This is a genomic window from Streptomyces sp. NPDC059679, from assembly GCF_042734105.1.
GTDB lineage: Bacteria > Actinomycetota > Actinomycetes > Streptomycetales > Streptomycetaceae > Streptomyces.
Map to the genome: position 1 here is coordinate 51,951 of NZ_JBHWES010000056.1, position 16,479 is coordinate 68,429.

At 69.9% G+C, this 16,479-nt stretch carries 20 protein-coding genes and 1 pseudogene; 14 read left to right on the top strand and 7 right to left on the bottom strand.

The features are described 5' to 3' along the window. Positions 1-44: 44 nt before the first annotated feature. The 3 genes from ACFV2X_RS40585 to aroQ all read left to right on the top strand — a co-directional run bounded on the left by ACFV2X_RS40585 (position 45) and on the right by aroQ (position 2,366). A complete protein-coding gene (locus ACFV2X_RS40585; RefSeq protein WP_385626325.1) occupies positions 45-1,397 on the top strand; it encodes an MFS transporter in 1,353 nt (450 codons plus the stop codon). A gap of 172 nt (positions 1,398-1,569) precedes the next feature. After that, complete coding sequence (locus tag ACFV2X_RS40590; protein WP_385626326.1) at positions 1,570-1,890, top strand: hypothetical protein; 321 nt, start codon at positions 1,570-1,572, stop codon at positions 1,888-1,890. A gap of 2 nt (positions 1,891-1,892) precedes the next feature. Continuing rightward, the gene (gene aroQ, locus ACFV2X_RS40595) at positions 1,893-2,366 is read left to right on the top strand and encodes a type II 3-dehydroquinate dehydratase (RefSeq protein ID WP_385626327.1); all 474 of its coding nucleotides are present in this window, start codon (positions 1,893-1,895) and stop codon (positions 2,364-2,366) included. 18 nt (positions 2,367-2,384) lie between these two features. Here aroQ and ACFV2X_RS40600 read toward each other — a convergent pair whose 3' ends face one another. From ACFV2X_RS40600 to ACFV2X_RS40610, 3 genes and pseudogenes are all read right to left on the bottom strand, one after another. Beyond that, the gene (locus ACFV2X_RS40600; RefSeq protein ID WP_385626328.1) at positions 2,385-3,314 is read right to left on the bottom strand and encodes an oxidoreductase; all 930 of its coding nucleotides are present in this window, start codon (positions 3,312-3,314) and stop codon (positions 2,385-2,387) included. Positions 3,315-3,551: 237 nt separating this feature from the next. Beyond that, positions 3,552-3,782 (bottom strand): annotated as a pseudogene (locus ACFV2X_RS40605) (alpha/beta hydrolase); the annotation flags it as partial. Positions 3,783-3,844: 62 nt separating this feature from the next. Continuing rightward, positions 3,845-4,444 carry a hypothetical protein gene (locus ACFV2X_RS40610; RefSeq protein ID WP_385626329.1) on the bottom strand — a complete coding sequence of 200 codons (600 nt, stop codon included), beginning with the start codon at positions 4,442-4,444 and terminating at the stop codon, positions 3,845-3,847. A 24-nt stretch (positions 4,445-4,468) separates the two neighbouring features. On the opposite strand from ACFV2X_RS40610, the gene ACFV2X_RS40615 reads away from it, so the two are divergent. The 4 genes from ACFV2X_RS40615 (at position 4,469) to ACFV2X_RS40630 (ending at position 7,588) form a co-directional block, all read left to right on the top strand. Continuing rightward, positions 4,469-5,485 carry a WD40 repeat domain-containing protein gene (locus tag ACFV2X_RS40615; protein ID WP_385626330.1) on the top strand — a complete coding sequence of 339 codons (1,017 nt, stop codon included), beginning with the start codon at positions 4,469-4,471 and terminating at the stop codon, positions 5,483-5,485. Positions 5,486-5,699: 214 nt separating this feature from the next. Then, positions 5,700-6,038, top strand: coding sequence for a hypothetical protein (locus ACFV2X_RS40620; RefSeq protein ID WP_385626361.1), 339 nt, complete (start codon positions 5,700-5,702; stop codon positions 6,036-6,038). A gap of 281 nt (positions 6,039-6,319) precedes the next feature. Continuing rightward, positions 6,320-7,060 carry an SDR family NAD(P)-dependent oxidoreductase gene (locus ACFV2X_RS40625; RefSeq protein ID WP_385626331.1) on the top strand — a complete coding sequence of 247 codons (741 nt, stop codon included), beginning with the start codon at positions 6,320-6,322 and terminating at the stop codon, positions 7,058-7,060. 93 nt (positions 7,061-7,153) lie between these two features. Continuing rightward, positions 7,154-7,588, top strand: coding sequence for an ester cyclase (locus ACFV2X_RS40630; protein WP_385626332.1), 435 nt, complete (start codon positions 7,154-7,156; stop codon positions 7,586-7,588). Positions 7,589-7,594: 6 nt separating this feature from the next. Here ACFV2X_RS40630 and ACFV2X_RS40635 read toward each other — a convergent pair whose 3' ends face one another. Further along, a complete protein-coding gene (locus ACFV2X_RS40635; protein ID WP_385626333.1) occupies positions 7,595-7,990 on the bottom strand; it encodes an ATP-binding protein in 396 nt (131 codons plus the stop codon). A 154-nt stretch (positions 7,991-8,144) separates the two neighbouring features. On the opposite strand from ACFV2X_RS40635, the gene ACFV2X_RS40640 reads away from it, so the two are divergent. The 3 genes from ACFV2X_RS40640 to cpt are packed head-to-tail and all read left to right on the top strand — an operon-like array spanning position 8,145 to position 9,747. Next, a complete protein-coding gene (locus tag ACFV2X_RS40640) occupies positions 8,145-8,981 on the top strand; it encodes a helix-turn-helix domain-containing protein (protein ID WP_385626334.1) in 837 nt (278 codons plus the stop codon). A 10-nt stretch (positions 8,982-8,991) separates the two neighbouring features. After that, the gene (locus tag ACFV2X_RS40645) at positions 8,992-9,195 is read left to right on the top strand and encodes a DUF397 domain-containing protein (RefSeq protein WP_385626335.1); all 204 of its coding nucleotides are present in this window, start codon (positions 8,992-8,994) and stop codon (positions 9,193-9,195) included. 18 nt (positions 9,196-9,213) lie between these two features. Beyond that, positions 9,214-9,747: a chloramphenicol phosphotransferase CPT gene (cpt, locus tag ACFV2X_RS40650; protein ID WP_385626336.1), complete on the top strand. Its 534-nt coding sequence runs from the start codon at positions 9,214-9,216 to the stop codon at positions 9,745-9,747. 40 nt (positions 9,748-9,787) lie between these two features. Here the strand turns inward: cpt and ACFV2X_RS40655 are convergent, their stop codons facing one another. Next, a complete protein-coding gene (locus ACFV2X_RS40655; RefSeq protein ID WP_385626337.1) occupies positions 9,788-10,417 on the bottom strand; it encodes an LUD domain-containing protein in 630 nt (209 codons plus the stop codon). 157 nt (positions 10,418-10,574) lie between these two features. Here ACFV2X_RS40655 and sigJ point away from each other — a divergent pair, with 157 nt between their 5' ends. Beyond that, positions 10,575-11,513 carry an RNA polymerase sigma factor SigJ gene (gene sigJ, locus ACFV2X_RS40660; RefSeq protein WP_385626338.1) on the top strand — a complete coding sequence of 313 codons (939 nt, stop codon included), beginning with the start codon at positions 10,575-10,577 and terminating at the stop codon, positions 11,511-11,513. 15 nt (positions 11,514-11,528) lie between these two features. On the opposite strand, the gene ACFV2X_RS40665 is transcribed toward sigJ, so the two are convergent. Both ACFV2X_RS40665 and ACFV2X_RS40670 read right to left on the bottom strand, forming a co-directional pair. Continuing rightward, complete coding sequence (locus ACFV2X_RS40665; RefSeq protein ID WP_385626339.1) at positions 11,529-11,939, bottom strand: SRPBCC family protein; 411 nt, start codon at positions 11,937-11,939, stop codon at positions 11,529-11,531. 48 nt (positions 11,940-11,987) lie between these two features. Further along, on the bottom strand, positions 11,988-12,845 hold the full coding sequence (locus ACFV2X_RS40670) for an alpha/beta fold hydrolase (protein ID WP_385626340.1): 858 nt from the start codon (positions 12,843-12,845) through the stop codon (positions 11,988-11,990). A 127-nt stretch (positions 12,846-12,972) separates the two neighbouring features. On the opposite strand from ACFV2X_RS40670, the gene ACFV2X_RS40675 reads away from it, so the two are divergent. The 3 genes from ACFV2X_RS40675 to ACFV2X_RS40685 are packed head-to-tail and all read left to right on the top strand — an operon-like array spanning position 12,973 to position 16,472. Beyond that, a complete protein-coding gene (locus tag ACFV2X_RS40675) occupies positions 12,973-13,407 on the top strand; it encodes a MarR family transcriptional regulator (protein WP_385626341.1) in 435 nt (144 codons plus the stop codon). Positions 13,408-13,442: 35 nt separating this feature from the next. Continuing rightward, positions 13,443-14,381, top strand: a complete 939-nt coding sequence (locus ACFV2X_RS40680) for an amidohydrolase family protein (RefSeq protein ID WP_385626342.1) — start codon at positions 13,443-13,445, stop codon at positions 14,379-14,381. A gap of 57 nt (positions 14,382-14,438) precedes the next feature. After that, positions 14,439-16,472 (top strand): hypothetical protein, encoded by a 2,034-nt coding sequence (locus tag ACFV2X_RS40685; protein ID WP_385626343.1) that lies wholly within the window; start codon positions 14,439-14,441, stop codon positions 16,470-16,472. Positions 16,473-16,479 lie beyond the last annotated feature (7 nt).

Sequence of the window (16,479 nt, forward strand, 5' to 3'; positions counted from 1 at the left end):
TGAGCCCCCCGGCCGAGTCCCCCGGCTGAGACAAAGGAGTCTTCGTGAGCACCACAAGCACCAACACCAACCCATCCGCCGCCCCACCCCTCGTCCCCGACAGCGCCCGCCCGGCGGTCAGCCGTGCTCGCTACGGCCTGCTCGCGTCGCTGTTCGTCATCACCGCGATCAACTACCTGGACCGTACGAACCTGTCGGTCGCCCTCCCGCACATCAAGGACGACTTCCACCTCAGCGCCACCGAACAGGGCGTGCTGCTGTCCTCCTTCGGCTGGGCGTATCTGCTGCTGCAGATCCCCACCGGGCGGCTCATCGACAAGGTCGGCGCCAAGCTGGCCTTCGGATACGCGCTGATCGGCTGGTCGCTGGCCACCGCCGCCATGGCGCTGACCCGCGGCTTCGGCTCGCTGATCGGCGTGCGCGTCGCGCTCGGCGCCTTCGAGGCCCCGGCCTTCCCGTCCAACAACCGGCTCGTCGTCAACTGGTTCCCCGGCCGCGAGCGCGGGCGGGCCACCGCCACATACACCGCGGGCGAGTACATCGGGCTGGCGATTGCCGCACCCGTGCTCTCGCTGCTCACCGTGCACTTCGGCTGGCACTCGGTCTTCCTGGTGACCGGTGCCATCGGGCTGCTCTTCTCCGTCGTCTGGTTCCGCCGGGTGTACGACCGTCCGGAGCACAGCCCGCGGGTCAGCGCCGGAGAACTCGCCCACATCCGGCAGGCGGACGAGCAGGAGACCGCCGACGCCGCCGAGAAGGCTGCGGCGAGCGAGCCCACCGACATCTGGGCCGATCTGCGGGTGCTGCTCACCAACCGGCGGCTGTGGGGCATGTACATCGGGCAGTTCGCCAGCGCCTCCGTGCTGTTCTTCTTCCTCACCTGGTTCCCCAGCTATCTGGTGGAGGAGAAGGACATGGGTGTCATCAAGGCCGGGTTCTGGGCCTCCGCGCCGTATCTGGCGGCGCTGGTCGGCACCCTGGTCGGTGGCGCCTGGTCGGACCGGATGCTGAACAGCGGGAAGTCCCGTACGTTCGCCCGCAAGGCGCCCGTGATGATCGGCTTCGTGCTGGCCTCGATCATCGTCTGCGCGAACTTCACCAACTCCGTTCCGCTCGTGATCACTTTCATGTCGATCGCGTTCTTCGCCCAGGGGCTGATGCAGAACAGCTGGGCACTGTTCTCGGACGCCGTCCCGCGCCGGCTCACCGGGACCGGCGGCGGCGTGTTCAACTTCATGGCCAACGCGGGCGGGGTGCTCACCCCGCTGGTGATCGGCGTCATCGTCGACAGCACCGGCTCCTTCGCGTGGGCGCTCGGCTACATCGCCATCGTGGTGGCCGTGGGGCTGCTGGCGTACGCGCTGCTCATCGACAAGGTGGAGCGCGTCGAGGCGTGAGGTACGTGACGTGGAGCGGGCCGGACACGAGGCCGGACACGATCGGCCCGCCGCGCTTCACCAAGGCCGGTGTGCCGCCGCCGTGCCACCGGTATTTCGACCTATCGCGGATCATGGTCCGTACAGCGGACCAAGTAAACCATTCAACGGTCCACGGAGCTACCATGGCCGGGTGACCGTGACTCAACAGCCCCCCACCCCGGCCGACTGGTGGGTGACCGCGGACCAGTCGCTCACCCTCGTCGGCCGGCACACCGGCGCCGCCCACACCGCCCCCGATCTGCTCGCCACCCTCAGCGAGATCGCCGAGGCCCGCCGCGCCACCGACTCCGCCCTCGGCGCCGCCGTCCAGGCGCTGCTCGGCTCGGGCCACAGCTGGGACGAGATCGCCACCGCCCTCGGCCTCCCCGACGCTGAGACGGCCCGCCGGGCCACCGCCCCCGCCCTCGAAGGCGCCCGCCGCGCCCTCGACGAACGAATCGGACGCCCCTGACGATGACCGCCCACCACCCCCGCGTCCTGCTGCTGCACGGTCCCAACCTCAACCTCCTCGGCGAGCGCGACCCCGCCACGTACGGGGCCACCACGCTGGAGCAGATCGAGGAGCGTACGACGGCGCTGGGGCAGGAGTTGGGTGTCGAGGTGCGGTGTGCGCAGAGCAACAGCGAGGGCGTGCTCATCGACCTCGTCCACCAGGCCCGCCACGACGACGGCATCATCTTCAACCCCGGCGCGTACGCGCACTACAGCTACGCGCTGCGGGACGCGGTGGACGCCGTGGCGGGGCTGGGCGTGCCTTGTATCGAGGTCCACATCTCCAATGTGCACGCCCGCGAGCCGTTCCGGCATACGTCGGTGACGGCGGCGGTGAGCCAGGGGTACCTCTGCGGCCACGGCGTCTTCGGCTACGAGCTGGCGCTGCGCGCCGTGCTCAACCGCATCGAGGAGCGGCGCCGCGCCGCGGAGTAGAGCGGTGAGCGTGCGCCGTCAGCCCGCGAGCGCGTCGTACCGTACGCCCGTCAGCCGCTCGGACGCCGCCCACAGCCCCCGACCCGCCTTGTCGTCCCGTGTCCACTTGGCGCGGGCCGAGCGGGTGGGGGTGCCGCGCCACATGCCGAAGGACGGGCCGAAGAAGTCGTCCTGGTGCACGTCGGGGGCGGTGGCGGCGTAGAGGGTGGGGAGGGCGCCGTTGTCGGGGGACTGGGCGAAGAAGCGGTTGCCGATTTCCATGAAGCGCTGGGTGCCGCGGCGGCCCTCCATCTTGGGGGCGGTGGTGGCGATGTTGGTCGAGGCGTAGCCGGGGTGGGCCGCGGCGGCGGTGAGCGGGGTGTCGGAGGCGCGCAGGCGGCGGGACAGCTCGTGGACGAAGAGGAGGTTGGCGGTCTTGGAGCGGGCATAGGCGGTCCAACGCCCGTACTTTCGCTCCATGTTGAGGTCGCGCGGGTCGACCGTCCCCAGCATGTGCATAAAGCTGGAGACGCTGACCACCCGCGCCCCCGGGCCCGCCTCCAGCAGCTTCGGCAGCAGCAGGCCGGTCAGCGCGAAGTGTCCCAGGTGGTTGACGCCGAACTGCATCTCGAAGCCGTCGGCGGTTCTGCGGTAGGGGAGGGCCATCACACCCGCGTTGTTGATCAGCAGGTCGAGCCGGTCGCCCTTGTGCTCGGCCGCGAAGGCCCGTACGGACTTCAGGTCCGCCAGGTCCAGCGGCGCGACCCGCACATCCGCGCCCGGGGCCTGCGCCCGGATCCGCTCCGCGGCCTCGGCCCCGCGGGCCTCGCTGCGGCAGGCCAGCACCACCTGGGCGCCGTGGCGGGCGAGCTCGCGGGCGGTGATGTAGCCGATGCCGCTGTTGGCGCCGGTCACCACGGCGGTGCGGCCGGTCTGGTCGGGGATGTCGCTCGCGGTCCAGCCCTTCATCTCGCGCTCCTTCGCGGTCTGTCGCCGTCTGGGCTACCGGCCGGTAGCCATCGCCTCCGGCGACAGCCTAGGCGCGAGGCCGCGAAGGTGCGAGGCATGTGTGGCGTAGGCGGCGTGCGCGGCGTGGGTCGGCCTGCGGGACGGTCGCCCACCGGCCGCCTACCCGCTGGCTACCGGTTGGCCGCGGCCTTCCGCAGGAGGGAGGTGAGGACGGGCTCGGCGTGGGTCCACACTCCCGCCGGGTGCGGTGGCCGAGACGCCGAGCCCCGGACGGTCCACCGAGACAAGGCGCACCCCGAGGCCCTGGACGACACCCGCGCCGAAGCCGAGCCACCGGCTGGTGGCGGCCCCCGGACACAGCAACACGGGCACACCGTCCGGCGGCCCCCAGTCGGCCCACCCCAGCGACCGCCCGTCGGACAGCCGTTCCTCACCGAGCCGTGCGGGATCCTCGATGAACACGCTCATGATCGCCATCTTGGCCGGGGCCGGGGCGCCGCACACATGGGTTCTCGCCGGATGCGGCGGTCTCACTCCTCGAAGTCGCTGAACCCGTACGGGACATAGCCGCGCTCGATGAGCTCGTCCTCCAGTTCATCCTCATCGAAGTCGTCCTCGTCGAAGTCCTCGTCATCCTCATAGCCCTCGTCATTGCCGTCGCCCGAGGGGTGATCGACGAGCTTCACATAGTCGCCGTCCACCGCGATCTCGCCGGCCGGCGCCGGGACCTCGACGCTCGCCCAATCGACGGTGGCCTCGATGGCGTCGTCGAGTTCTCCGGAGAACATTCCATCGGATAGCGCCGTTTCCACCTTGTACGGGTCATCCGCGCCGACTTCATAGCCGACCGGCTTGCCCGATTCAAGAAAGGTGATGTCCGGATATCCGTCGACTGAGACGGTGATGTACGGGTGGAGGTTGATCGAGTGGACGCATTCGCCCCGCTCGTACACATTCAACGCCAATTTCGTGCTGTGCCAGCACAGCAAGTAGACATTGGTGCTGGCGGAGAGCTCGGAATCCAGGGCGCGCTTGACCTCATCAAGGGTGCCGACGACGTAATGGGCGTCCTTACGGGCAGCTCCGGGGGACACGCTGAAGACCAACTCGTAAAAGCTCTTGGGTGACATGGCGGCCAGTTTAGGATGGCAGGCATGACTGACCCTCGGCTGATCAAGAGCAGCATGATTCCGTCCGAAGGAAATATCGACGACTTCGCTGTGGCCGATGTGAATGGACAGCCGTGGGCGGTTTGCGCCAGTCGTAACGACGTGTGGACGTGGGACCTGATCGGGGACGAGTGGCTGGAGCGGCCACTGGACGATTTCGACAACGGGTCGTACGGAATTCCCGTGTACCCGGACTTCGAGCATATGGACGTGACCGTCGTCGATGGGCGGGTGCTGTTCGCCGCGGGTGGGCAGCATCAAGGGCCGGGTCTGTGGGATGTGATGAGCGGCGAACTGCTCAATGCCCCGCCGGAGTTCCGCAGCTGCGTTCACGCCCTGGGCATGGTGTCGGTGGACGGGCGCATCACCCTCGTGGCCGGTGGACCCACCCCCGAGGTGTGGGTATGGGATCCGGCGGATCCCGAGGCCGAGGCATGGGGGCCGACCGATGACGAGGACGCGGAGGAGCAGGAACCGCGGGAACTGCCCGGCCACTCCGACGATATGAGCGACCTCGCGGTGGGGCAGGTTCGTGGGCGTTCGGTTGTGGCGTCGGGCGGTGACGGTGAAGTCCTGCTGTCGGATCTGGAGTCCGGCGAACTGGTCCACAAGTGGTCCGCCGACGGGCCGGTCCACGCCGTTGCCCTGTCCGAGATCGATGGCCGTCCCGTGGCGCTGGCGGTGACCGATTCCGGCGAGAGCGAGCTGCGGATCTGGGACGCGGTCGGCGGCGAGCCGGTCGGCCGTTTCCCCACGGGGCACACGGAGCGCGTGTCCACCGTGGCCGCCGCTGTGGTCGGAGCCCGTACGCTCGCGGTGACCGGCAGCGACGACGGGACCGCCCGGGTCTGGGACCTCCCCGAGGGGCGGCAGATCGGGGCGCCGCTGGCCGGGGACGAGGGCGAGGTCTGGGCGGTGGCGATCACGTCGATGGACGGCCGCTGTGTGGTGCTGACGGCGGGTCGGGGTGGCGTCGTACGCGTCTGGGACCCGTCGGTCTGACGGGCGGACGATTGCGGCGTTGGTGCTGGTGAGCTCGCGTCATCAGCTGTCTTCAGCTCGCAGCTTCGCCGGCCTGCCGGTGACCTTGTGTGAGCCCGGAACCGTGCACCGTGCCATCGCGTCTGTCGCGGGCATGAGCGGAAAGACCACCGCACGGACCACCGCACGGACCACCGCACGGACCACGGGACGGACCACGGGACGGACCACGGGCATGAGCCCGAAGGCCAGCGGTGCCGCCGGATGCCTTCTCGCCGGCCTGGGTGCGACGACCGCGCCGCTTGTTTGGGCACCGCGGGCCGCGATCAGTATCGACGGCGGATTCGAGGGACATGCCCGCGATCTGAGCGTGCTCTACGTCGATCTGCCGCTCATCGTGCTCGGCGGCGCGCTGGTTCCGCTCTTCGCCTGGACGCTGACCACGCGATGGGTGCGCCGTCCCTGGGTCGCGGCATTCGCAGCCGTGGCCGCGCTCGCGCTCGGGGTGTGGGGACTCACAGAGTGGTGGACTCCTCGCCGACAGCCGAACCCCGGTTACGGGCCCGGGATCTGACTCCGGCGCCGTCATTGCCCGAGCCGGCGAAGCGGGCCGTGCCGGCTCAGTCGATCGGCTGAGCCGGGCCGTGGCTGGTGGCCAGCTTCGCAGGGCCATGTCGGCCACCTGCTGGAGGTCGTTCAGGGGGTTGGTCGGTGTCGAAGCCTCTTGGTCGGCCGAAGGTCCCTTCTGCCGCGTCTCCACGCAATCCGTCGTCCCTATTTTGTACTGGCCGGTGCGGAAGGTGTTACAGTCTCATTCAGTATCGATCGGTACTTAAATTCGGGGAGTTCACGGCCATGGGACAGCTTGAGGGCAAGACCGCAGTCGTCACCGGCGGCAGCGCCGGGATCGGCCTGGCGACTGCGAAGCGACTCGCAGCCGAGGGCGCGCACGTGTTCATCACCGGCCGACGCGAAACCGAGCTGGAGAAGGCCGTCGCCGCCATCGGCAACGCCACCGGTGTGCCTGGTGACGTCAGCGTCGCGGCCGACGTGGACCGCCTGTACCAGCGCGTGCGGGAGCACGGGCGGGGCCTGGACGTGCTGTTCGCCAACGCGGGCATCAACCACATCGCGACGTTGGACGAGCTCACCGAGGACATCCATGACGCGATCTTCGACATCAACGTCAAGGGCACCTTCCTCACCGTGCAGAAGGCCCTCCCGCTGCTCAACGACGGCGCCTCGGTGATCCTCACCGCCTCCACCGCCGCCGAGGGAGGCGCGGCGGGCATGAGCGCCTACGGGGCATCGAAGGCAGCCGTGCGGGCATACGCCCGCGCCTGGGCCGACGAGCTCGGCAGCCGGGGTGTCCGGGTCAACGTGATCTCGCCGGGCCCGGTGAACACTCCGATGTGGGACGCCGCTTTCGGCGATCGCGCCGGGGAGATGATGGAGGTCGTCGCGGCCGGCCTGCCCCCCAAGCGGGTCGCCGACCCCGACGAGATCGCCGCCGCCGTGACCTTCCTCGCCTCGTCCGACAGCAGCTTCGTCTACGGCGCCAATCTCTACGTAGACGGCGGAATGAACCAGATCTGACCGGACCGCCGGGTGGCACACGGCGAAGCGGATAACCGGCATTCAACCGGCACCATTCGAATGCGCCACGATCCGTGGCACTGAGAGGCAATCATGTCTGACGCCGAACTGCGCGACTTCTTCCAGCGCTACATCGACGCGCTCAACGCTCACGAGTTTCACCGCATGACCGAATTCATCCACGACGAACTCATCATGAACGGCCACCCGGTCACGCGGGACGACGTCATCGCGGACCAGAAGGACCACACCGATGCGGTCCCGGACTTCACCTGGCGGGTCATGGACCTCGCCATCGACGGTGATCGAGTGGCGGCCCGTCTGTTCAACAAGGGCACACCCGCGAAGGAGTGGTTCGGCGTGCCCCCCACCGGCGCCATCGGTTGCCGGGTGCGGGTATCGTCTCGCGCCTTCGGCGCAAAGCGGCCAGCAGCGGGACGGGGGAGGGGGCCGGAGGTATTGTCGCCGTCCAGCGCAATGGGCCGTCACCGGCCGGCGGGCCCCCACCCCTCTGAAAAAATTGCTTGATCTGCATCAAGTGGCTATTTGGGACCGGCACTCGAACCACACCTCCTTGCCGGTGGGCGTGGGCAGGACGCCCCAGCGGTGGGCGGTGCTGCTGAGCATGCCGCGGCCGCTCTCGGCGCACCAGTCCGGCTCGCGGACGGTGGGGAGCGTGGGCTCTGTGTCGCTGACCGTGGTGCGGACGCCGTCCGGGGTGTTCTGGAGGCGGAGGTGGCACTCGCTGGAGTCGGTGTGCTTGTGCACGTTGGCCAGCACTTCGGTGGCGCAGAGCGCCACGGCGTCGATGAGGTCGTCTCGTCCCCAGAGCTGCAGATGGGCGCCGATGATGCGGCGAATGCAGATCAGTATTTCGGGGGCCGCGTGCAGGTGTTGTTCGAAGCGCTGGGGGACCTCTTCAACTGCCATGGCGGGCACGGCCTTTCGGTGACGGTCGGTGATGTGGCCGATCGTGGACCGAACATTGTCACTCAGGCAAATGATGCGGACTGGATTCACTCCATCGGGTACATGTTGTGTTCGGCGCTTGTGGCTTATCCAGGCCGGGCGACAGCATGCGCCCATGACGCAGAGCGATATGCCCACCATGCGCAGTCGTCGGCTTGGAAGTGAGCTGCGCCGACTGCGCGTTGAGGCAGGGCTGAAGGTTCAGGACGCCGCCGGTGCGCTGGAGTGCGGGCATCCGAAGATCAGCCAGATCGAGAACGGCAAGCGAGGCATTCGCCCGCTGGACCTGACGGTGCTGTTCAAGCTGTACGGGGTCGAGGACGAGCGCCAGTGCGCGAGTCTCAGGCGGCTGGCGAAGGAGATCCACAAGGTCGATTGGTGGAGCAACCAAGGTCCGATGCTCCGCGACACCCTGAAGGACTGCCTCACGCTCGAAGCCGACTCCGAGGTGGTGCGCACGTACGAGTCCGTGGTCATCCCTGGACTGCTGCAGACCGAGGCGTATATGCGGCAGACGTTTTCCGTGCACCCGCCTGAGCGCGTGGAACTCCTGGTGAAGACGCGCCTGAAGCGCAAGGAACTGCTGGACAAGCAGGGTGGCTTCTGCCTGCGAGCCGTCATCGACGTCCCAGCCCTGCACCGGATCGGCGGCTCACCGGACGTGGTGCGCGGGCAGCTCGAACACCTTCAGCAGGTGGCGGAACGGCCCAACGTCAAGGTGCAGATCCTGCCGCTCGACGCGGCCCTACCGCAGGATCAGTTGCCGCCGTTCACCATCTTCCGCCAGCGGGGTGAACCCCCGGCTGACATCGCCTGGTTGGAGCACATCACTGGTGGTAGCTTGCTCGAACAGCGGCAGGACGTGCTGCGCTACTCCACTGCCTGGGACGAGCTGACAGCCGCTGCGCTGTCTCCCGCCGCTTCGCAGCAGTACATCCGAGATCTCCTCTAGGACGTAGACCTTGATATCCGAGCTCGACAGCGCGACGTGGCACACGAGCAGCTACAGCGGCAGTGACAACAACTGCGTCGAACGCGGCATCCTCCCCACCGGCCGCCAGGCCGTCCGCGACACCAAGGACCGTGCGCGCGGCGCCCTGCTCTTCGAGGCGTCGGCCTGGCAGGCGTTCGTGGACGCCGTCCGGGATGGCGAGCTCGACCGTTAGGCCGTCTAACCTGGCGCGATGACTACTCAGGTGATCGTGCTCAATGGCGGATCCAGCTCCGGGAAGTCCAGCCTCGCCAGGGGGCTGCAGGCGGTCCTGCCGGACCCATGGCTCACCTTCAGCGTCGACACACTCATCGAGGCGATGCCCGCGTCCATGACGGGGGCGACGTCCGGGATCGAGTTCGCTCCGGATGGCGGGGTGAGCGTCGGGGCGGAGTTCAGGGCGCTGGAGGCCGCGTGGATCGAGGGGATCGCCGCGATGGCCCGGGCCGGGGCTCGGGTCATCGTCGACGAGGTGTTTCTGGGGCAGGCGGAGTCACAGCAGCGGTGGGTGAAGGCGCTGCGCGGTCTCGGAGTGCTGTGGGTCGGAGTCAGGTGTGAGCCCCAGGTTGCCGCGGCCCGTGAGGCCGCTCGCGGGGATCGGGCAGTCGGGATGGCGGAGTCGCAGGCGGATGTGGTTCACGAGGGTGTGAAGTACGACCTGGAGGTGGACACCTCGCACACCGAGTCCCTGGAGTGCGCGCGGGCCATCGCCGCTCATGTCAGCTGAGCGGTCCCGGCCCGCGTTCGGCAGGACGACTCCTGATGGTTCAGAATCCGATGGCTTCGCGGAGCAGCAGGACGGTGCCGCGCCCGGGGTGAGGTTCCGCGTTGAGGATGAGAAGGCGGTTGAGGGCACTGGGCACCCCGTAGGCCTTCATGGCGCGCTCGTCCTCCAGCGGGACGCAGTGCTCGTCGATGCGGCGCAGCGCGGTGTCCAGGTCGGGCACCACTTTCTGCGCTCCGACGACCCAGATCACACGGGGCGCGGCGCCCGCGTAGGCGGGCAGCTGGCTTCCGCTGGCCGAGGCGGCCACGAGGGAGCCGGTCTCGGTGACCGCGGCGACGCTGCCCACGATGACGTCGGGGCAGGCGAGCAGCTGCCAGATCTCGGCCATCTGGGTCGCGCGGTCCATGGTCAGCCCGCGTGCCTTGACGGAGTCGTACCGCCCGCTGCTGTTGATGTCCTCGTCGATGCCGGACAGCCGGAGGGTCTCGCTGGCCCCGGTGAACACCGCGGCGCCCTCGGGAATCAAGTCCTTGACGCGGGCCCGCGCGGCGGCGGCGTCATCGAGGATCTCGACGTCGAAGTTCTTTTCCTTCAGTGCGGCGGCCACCCGCTCCAGCCGCTCGTCGGTCGCCGGGTCGGTGAACGGTGTTGCCGGTGTCGAGGTGGTCATGATGCCTCTGGCCTTCCTGTTCGCTGGATGATGTGTTGCCGTCAGCAGTTCGACAACACAGCCCCCCGGAACGTCAGGCGGCGCACCGGCCTCACATTCCGGTGCGCTGTCTTGTCGAACTGCTGAGGGCAGATACGACCAAGGGAGCCTCGGCACCATGACCACCCGATCCGAGCCGGCACACGACCGGCCCGATCCGAGCCTGGACGCGATCATGAGCGAACGGCGTCAGCTGATCAATCTCGCGTACCGGCTCCTGGGCTCCCTGGCCGAGGCCGAGGATGCCGTCCAGGAGACCTACGCCCGCTGGTACGCCATGTCCGCGCGGCAGCAGGACGCCATCGAATCCCCCGGCGCCTGGCTGACGACGGTCGCCGGCCGCATCTGCCTCAACCTGCTCCGCTCCGCCCGGGCCCGGCGAGAGACCTACGTGGGCGAATGGATCCCCGAGCCGCTGCCCGAGCGTGCGGAGTGGATCAGCGTGCGGCCGGGCGGCGCCACCGTCGACCCGGCCGACCGGGTCACCCTGGACGAGTCGGTCAACCTGGCCTTCATGGTCGTGCTCGAATCGATGACCCCGGCCGAGCGCGTCGCGTTCGTCCTGCACGATGTCTTCCGCTACTCCTTCGCCGAAGTGGCCGAGATCGTCGGCCGTACCCCGGCGGCATGCCGCCAGCTGGCCTCCTCGGCCCGCCGCCGCATCCGGGCCTCGCAGCCTTCCGCGACGCCGGCGGCCCAGCGCGCCGGCATCGTCAGGGACTTCAAGCAGGCGTGGGAAGCCAAGGACATCGACGCCCTCATCGGCCTGCTCGACCCCGACGCCACGGCGATCGCCGACGGCGGCGGCCTCGCCATCACCTTCCTGCACCCCATCGAAGGCGGCGAGCAGATCGCGCACGCCTGGGTCGAAATCGCCCGCCGCAGGCCCGGCAACATGACGTTCCTGGAACGTACGGTCAACGGTCAGCCCGGTCTGGTGGCCCAGCAGGACGGCGTCACCGTGTCGGTGTTCGCGTTCGAGGTCGTGGACGACCGGATCAAGCACATCTGGGTAGTACGCAACCCCGAGAAACTCCGTCGCTGGACGACGAGCTGAAGCACGGCGCGACCGCTAAGCGCGCTCCAGCACCTGCTTGAGCGTGGCGAGGTCGCGCGTCACCGCATCCGTGTCGCGTTGGAAGTCCTCGTCGCTCATGTCCGGCTGCCGGCGGAGGGTGAACACCACCTCGCAGCCGGTGCCGTCGGCGATCACCCGCACGGGGTTGTGGACGGTCTCGCCCGACGGCAGCGTGACATCGTGATCGAGTACGCCGAACTCGTTCACGGGGGCGAAGGCGACCACGACCCGCCCCAGGGGCGAGGAGTCGGCGATCCACTGCCCGTCGATCTCGGCAATGGAGGTCCCCAGCCCGTGCGCCCACTGGGGGAGGTTGGAGGGGTTCGACGCGTAGTCGTAGACGGCCTTGGCGGGGCGGTCGATATGTGTGCTGATGTGGCGCGATTCCGGGGCGGTGTTCTCCATGGTCCCGACGGTACGGTGCCGCTGCCGCTGCGGTCTTGAACGAATCGGTCATGGCTGGGCTGCGTGAGCGGGTACGGCGAGCAGATCGCGCAGGTGGGCCGCGTAGCCGGACGGGTGGCTGGTGTTGCCGTTGTGGCCGCCGGGCAGTTCCACCACCTCCGTGCCGAGCGCGTCCGCGAGGGCGTAGGCGCAGCGGCGGTCGAAGACGCCCTCGGGGGTGGTGCGGCCGACGGCCGGGATGATGCGGGTGGGGGTGTCGGTGGGGGCGGGGAGGCCGAGGGTGTCGGCGAGGACCGCCGTGAAGTCGTGGCGGATGAAGTAGTCGAAGTTGGCGCGGCGCAGGTCGTTGATGGGCTGCGGGGTCAGCCCGGGTTCGGAGTCGCGGCCGGTGGCGTCGATGCCGAGGACGCGGGCGATCTCGGGGAGGGCGGCGGCGAGGCCGTCGCGTACGTAGAGCCGCTGAAGGTGGGCGAGTTCGTGTTCGTGGTGGGTGCGTTCGGCGGCGGGCAGCAGCCGGGGCGCGACGGGCTCGTGGGCGATCAGGGTGTGGATCCGGCCCGGGTGGCGCGCCGCGAGGTGCAGGCCGATGACGGCGCCGAGGCTGCAGCCGAGCATCGCGGCCGGCTCGGGTGTCACCGCCGCGAGCACGCGCGCCGCGTCGTCGGCGTGTTCGGTGAGCGTCGCCCCGCGCGACGGGTCGTGGAGTCGGCTGCGTGACAGGCCCCGCCGGTCGTAGGTGATCACGGTGTACGTGTCGGCGAGGCGCGCGGCGAGGTCGACGCTGCGGTCGGCGTCCCCCTCGCCGCTCTGGCCGATCAGCAGCGCGGGGCCGGCCCCGCGTACCTGGTAGTGGAGGGTGGCGCCGGGCGCGTCGATGGTGCCGGTGCGGGTGTCGTCGTACGTCATGGGATGCCCTCGGGTCGGTGGCGTGTCGGTGGCGCGGCTGTGATGTCTCTGGCTGCCGCGCATCACAGTAATCCATCGAATTCGATGCATCAAGATGGATGTATCTAATTCGATGTACTCTCGCTGTGTGAACGGAGTCGAACTCTTCCTCCTCGGCCGTACGCTCATGAAGATCGGCGAGGACGCCATGCCCGAACCCCCCGGCGGGGCCGAACGCCACGCGGGCAGCACGCGCCTCGTGCTGATCGCCGCCAGCGACATCGCCGCGCACCCCGGCACCACCGTCGGCGATATCGCGGCCCGCACCGGACTGCCGCAGAGCCAGATCTCCACCGCCGTCGCCCGCCTGAAGGAGGCGGGGTCCATCACCACCGCCCCCGACCCCGCCGACCGCCGCCGCGCGCTCATCAGCCCCGCCGCCGAGCCCTCCGCCCGCGTCGCGCAGGTGCGCGCCACGACCATCGACGCGGCCCTCACCGCCGCCCTCGGCACCGACGACCCTCAGCGGCTGCGCGAGGTGACCGGCGCCCTCGCGGTCCTCGCCCGCCACTTCACCCCGTAAGCACAAGCGATCTGTCGCCGATTACGCTGCCGTTCATGGCCGACCCGCTTCCGATGCCCGCCGGGCAAACCACCGCCGAGCGAACCACCGCCGAGCGAACCACCGCCGAGCGTGCCGACGTCGCCGCCTTCCGCGCCGAGGCGGGTCTCGACCACCTCATCGACGTCCACACCCACTTCATGCCGCAGCGCGTCCTGGACAAGGTCTGGGCGTACTTCGACACGGCGGGCCCCCTCGTGGGGAAGGTCTGGCCGATCGCGTACCGGCAGGAGGAGCAGGAACGCCTCGATGTGCTGCGCGGCTTCGGGGTGCGCGCCTTCACCGCGATGCTCTACCCGCACAAGCCCGCCATGGCCCGCTGGCTCAACGACTGGGCCGCCGACTTCGCCGCCCGTACGCCGGACTGTCTGCACACCGCGACCTTCTACGCCGAGCCCTGCGCCCTCGACGATGTGCGCCGCGCCCTCGACCAGGGCGCGCGCGTCTTCAAGTGCCATCTTCAGGTCGGGGGCTTCGACCCCGGCGACCCGCTGCTGGACGAGGTGTGGGCGCTGCTCGCCGAGCGCGGCACACCCGTGGTCACCCACTGCGGCTCCGGGCCCATCCCCGGCCGGTACACCGGGCCCGGCCCGATGGGTGCCGTCCTCGCCCGCCATCCCGCGCTGCGGCTGGTGGTCGCGCATCTGGGCGGGCCGGAGTACGTGGAATTCCTCGGCCTGGCCGAGCGGTACGAGCACGTCATGCTCGATACGACCATGTCCTTCACGCCGTTTGTCGAGGCCGAAATGCCCTTCCCGCGAGCCGAGTTGCCCCGGCTCGCCGCCCTGGGGGAGAAGGTCCTGCTGGGCACCGACTTCCCGAACATCCCGTATCCGTACGTGGACGCCCTGCGCGTCCTGCGGGACCTCGACCTCGGCGCCGGCTGGCTGCGCGCGGTCTGCCACGACAACGCCGCCCGCCTTTTCGCTCTTTGAGCCGGTCCGTGACAGGCCGCCCGGGCCGCTGTCGGACCCATGAGCCAAGATTTGCTCATGGAGACGACAGCAGGCGGGCTGGTGACGGATCGCGCCGAGGTGGCGTCCCTGGACGACTACCACGTCGGGGCCGCGTTGGACGGGCTCGTCGACGGTTCGGGGTATTGGACGGACAAGGGCGCGCTGGCCGGTATCGAGCGGACCGGTCGCTATATGGCGGGCACATGGGATCCGCCCACCCCGGACGGCGGCCTGGGAAGGGCCGGGGAGGGATCCTGGGCGCGGTTCATCGGGCGCATCGGCACCGTGGCGCTGCGCGCCGCCGCGCCGTCCACCCGCGAGGAGCGCCGGCGGCGTCTGCTCGCGCTGCTGGAGATCTGGGCGGACGGCCCGTTCTGCGATCCGGAGAGCCGGATTCGCACCGGTCTGGTGCGGATCGCTGAGGGCGACCCGGCAGCGGTCCGGGACGAGCGAGGGGCGGCCGTCGCGGTCGGCTGGAACCGTGACAGGCTCCGTAAATTCGTCGATCTGCGTACGGGCGACGCGGATGCGCCGGGCCTGGGGGTCATCGAGGAGGTGACCGACGCCCCCCGCGGAGGATGGGGCAGCGCCGAGCAGTTGCGCCGGCTGGTGGGCCTCGTCCGGGAGCGCGGGCCAGTGCCGTGGGACCACCAGGCGGTGGCCGCGCTGAGGGAAGGCACGGGAATGGGACGGGCGGCGGCGTCCCTCGTGCTGGCGGGGATGCACGTCAGGGGCCGTATCCCGTTCCTCGAGAACGAGGAGCGGGAGATCCTGCGGCTCAAGGTGGCCGAGGCCGAGGACGGCGCTTCCGAACACGCCCGGCTGACCGCGCTGGACCGCCTTGAGCTGCTGGCGGATGTGCTGCCCGAGGACCCCGCCGAGCTGTGGGAGCCGCAGGGGATGCGCGGGGTGGCGGAGCGGATCGCGGAGGCGTGGCGGGAGCGGTACGGCCGGCGGACCGTGGTGCCGGAGCGTACGCATAACGCGGTCGTCGAGCTGCAGATGCTGCGCCTGTCAGCGGCCGACTTCTGCGCGGCGTTCACCAACCCCACTGCCGAGCCCGGGCTCAGCGCCCCCGTCGACACCTGGATCAAGAACACCGACCACGGTCCGATGGTCAGCGACGCCAAAGCCCGGTGGGATGTCGCGAGGTTCGAGGACCGCCTGCTCTCCGTCGTCCCCAACCTGTTCTGGGTCTACGCCGAGCTCCCCGCCGGTGACCTCGTCCGCGAGGGGGCGCCCGGCCTGGTGCGCGTGGTTCAGGAGCGGTTGAACCACCCGGGGCTGCTGCTGGACGCCGGCACGCTCAACACCAAGGTGGGAGCCTCGGTCGCCGAGTTGCACGAGCGATTCGGGTACCAGCCGTATGCCGGGCCGGAGCGGCTGGAGGTCGCGTCCATCGACGACGGGCTCACCGTGGTCATGGACGGCATAGTGGACCGCAGAGGCCACCTGTCCCGGACTCGCCTGTACTTCCGCCCGGCGTTCTACGGCGCCGACGAGCGCTCCCGGGCGCTGTCGGGGGCCAGGGCCGACTCCCGCTACGACCGTGAGCTGGGGCTCGTCGAGTGGCTGCGCGGCCCGGTCTGCGCGCGCATCATGGAGCGGATCGAGAGCGCAGCGCTGCCGGCCGGCGCGTACGAGACGAACCCGGCGGCCTCCGCGCCCGATGTGGTCGCGCGGGTCGCGGGCGGGCTCGGCATCGACGAGGACGCGGCGGCGCTCTACCTCCAGCTGCTGGCCCTGCCCGCGCCCACCGACCGCAACGTCCGCGGCTGGAACGGGTGGAAGCCCGCCCGGCACCAGAAGGCCGCCGCCGTGCTGGTCGAGCGCGGCCTGGTCGTGGAGGACAAGCGCCCCCGTGCGGGCCGTCAGACCTTCCTGCCGGGCGAGTGGATCCACGCCAAGAAGCCCTACCAGCCCATGGAGGCGTGGAAGGCGGACCTCGTCGGGGTGGACCGCTCCTACAACGGGCGCCTGGAGAACCCGCTTCCGCTGCCCACGCGCACCCTGCCCGAGCTGTTCGCCCACGCCTGGGCGCTGGTCGAGGGCGGAGCCGGTCCCATGTAGCCCCCGG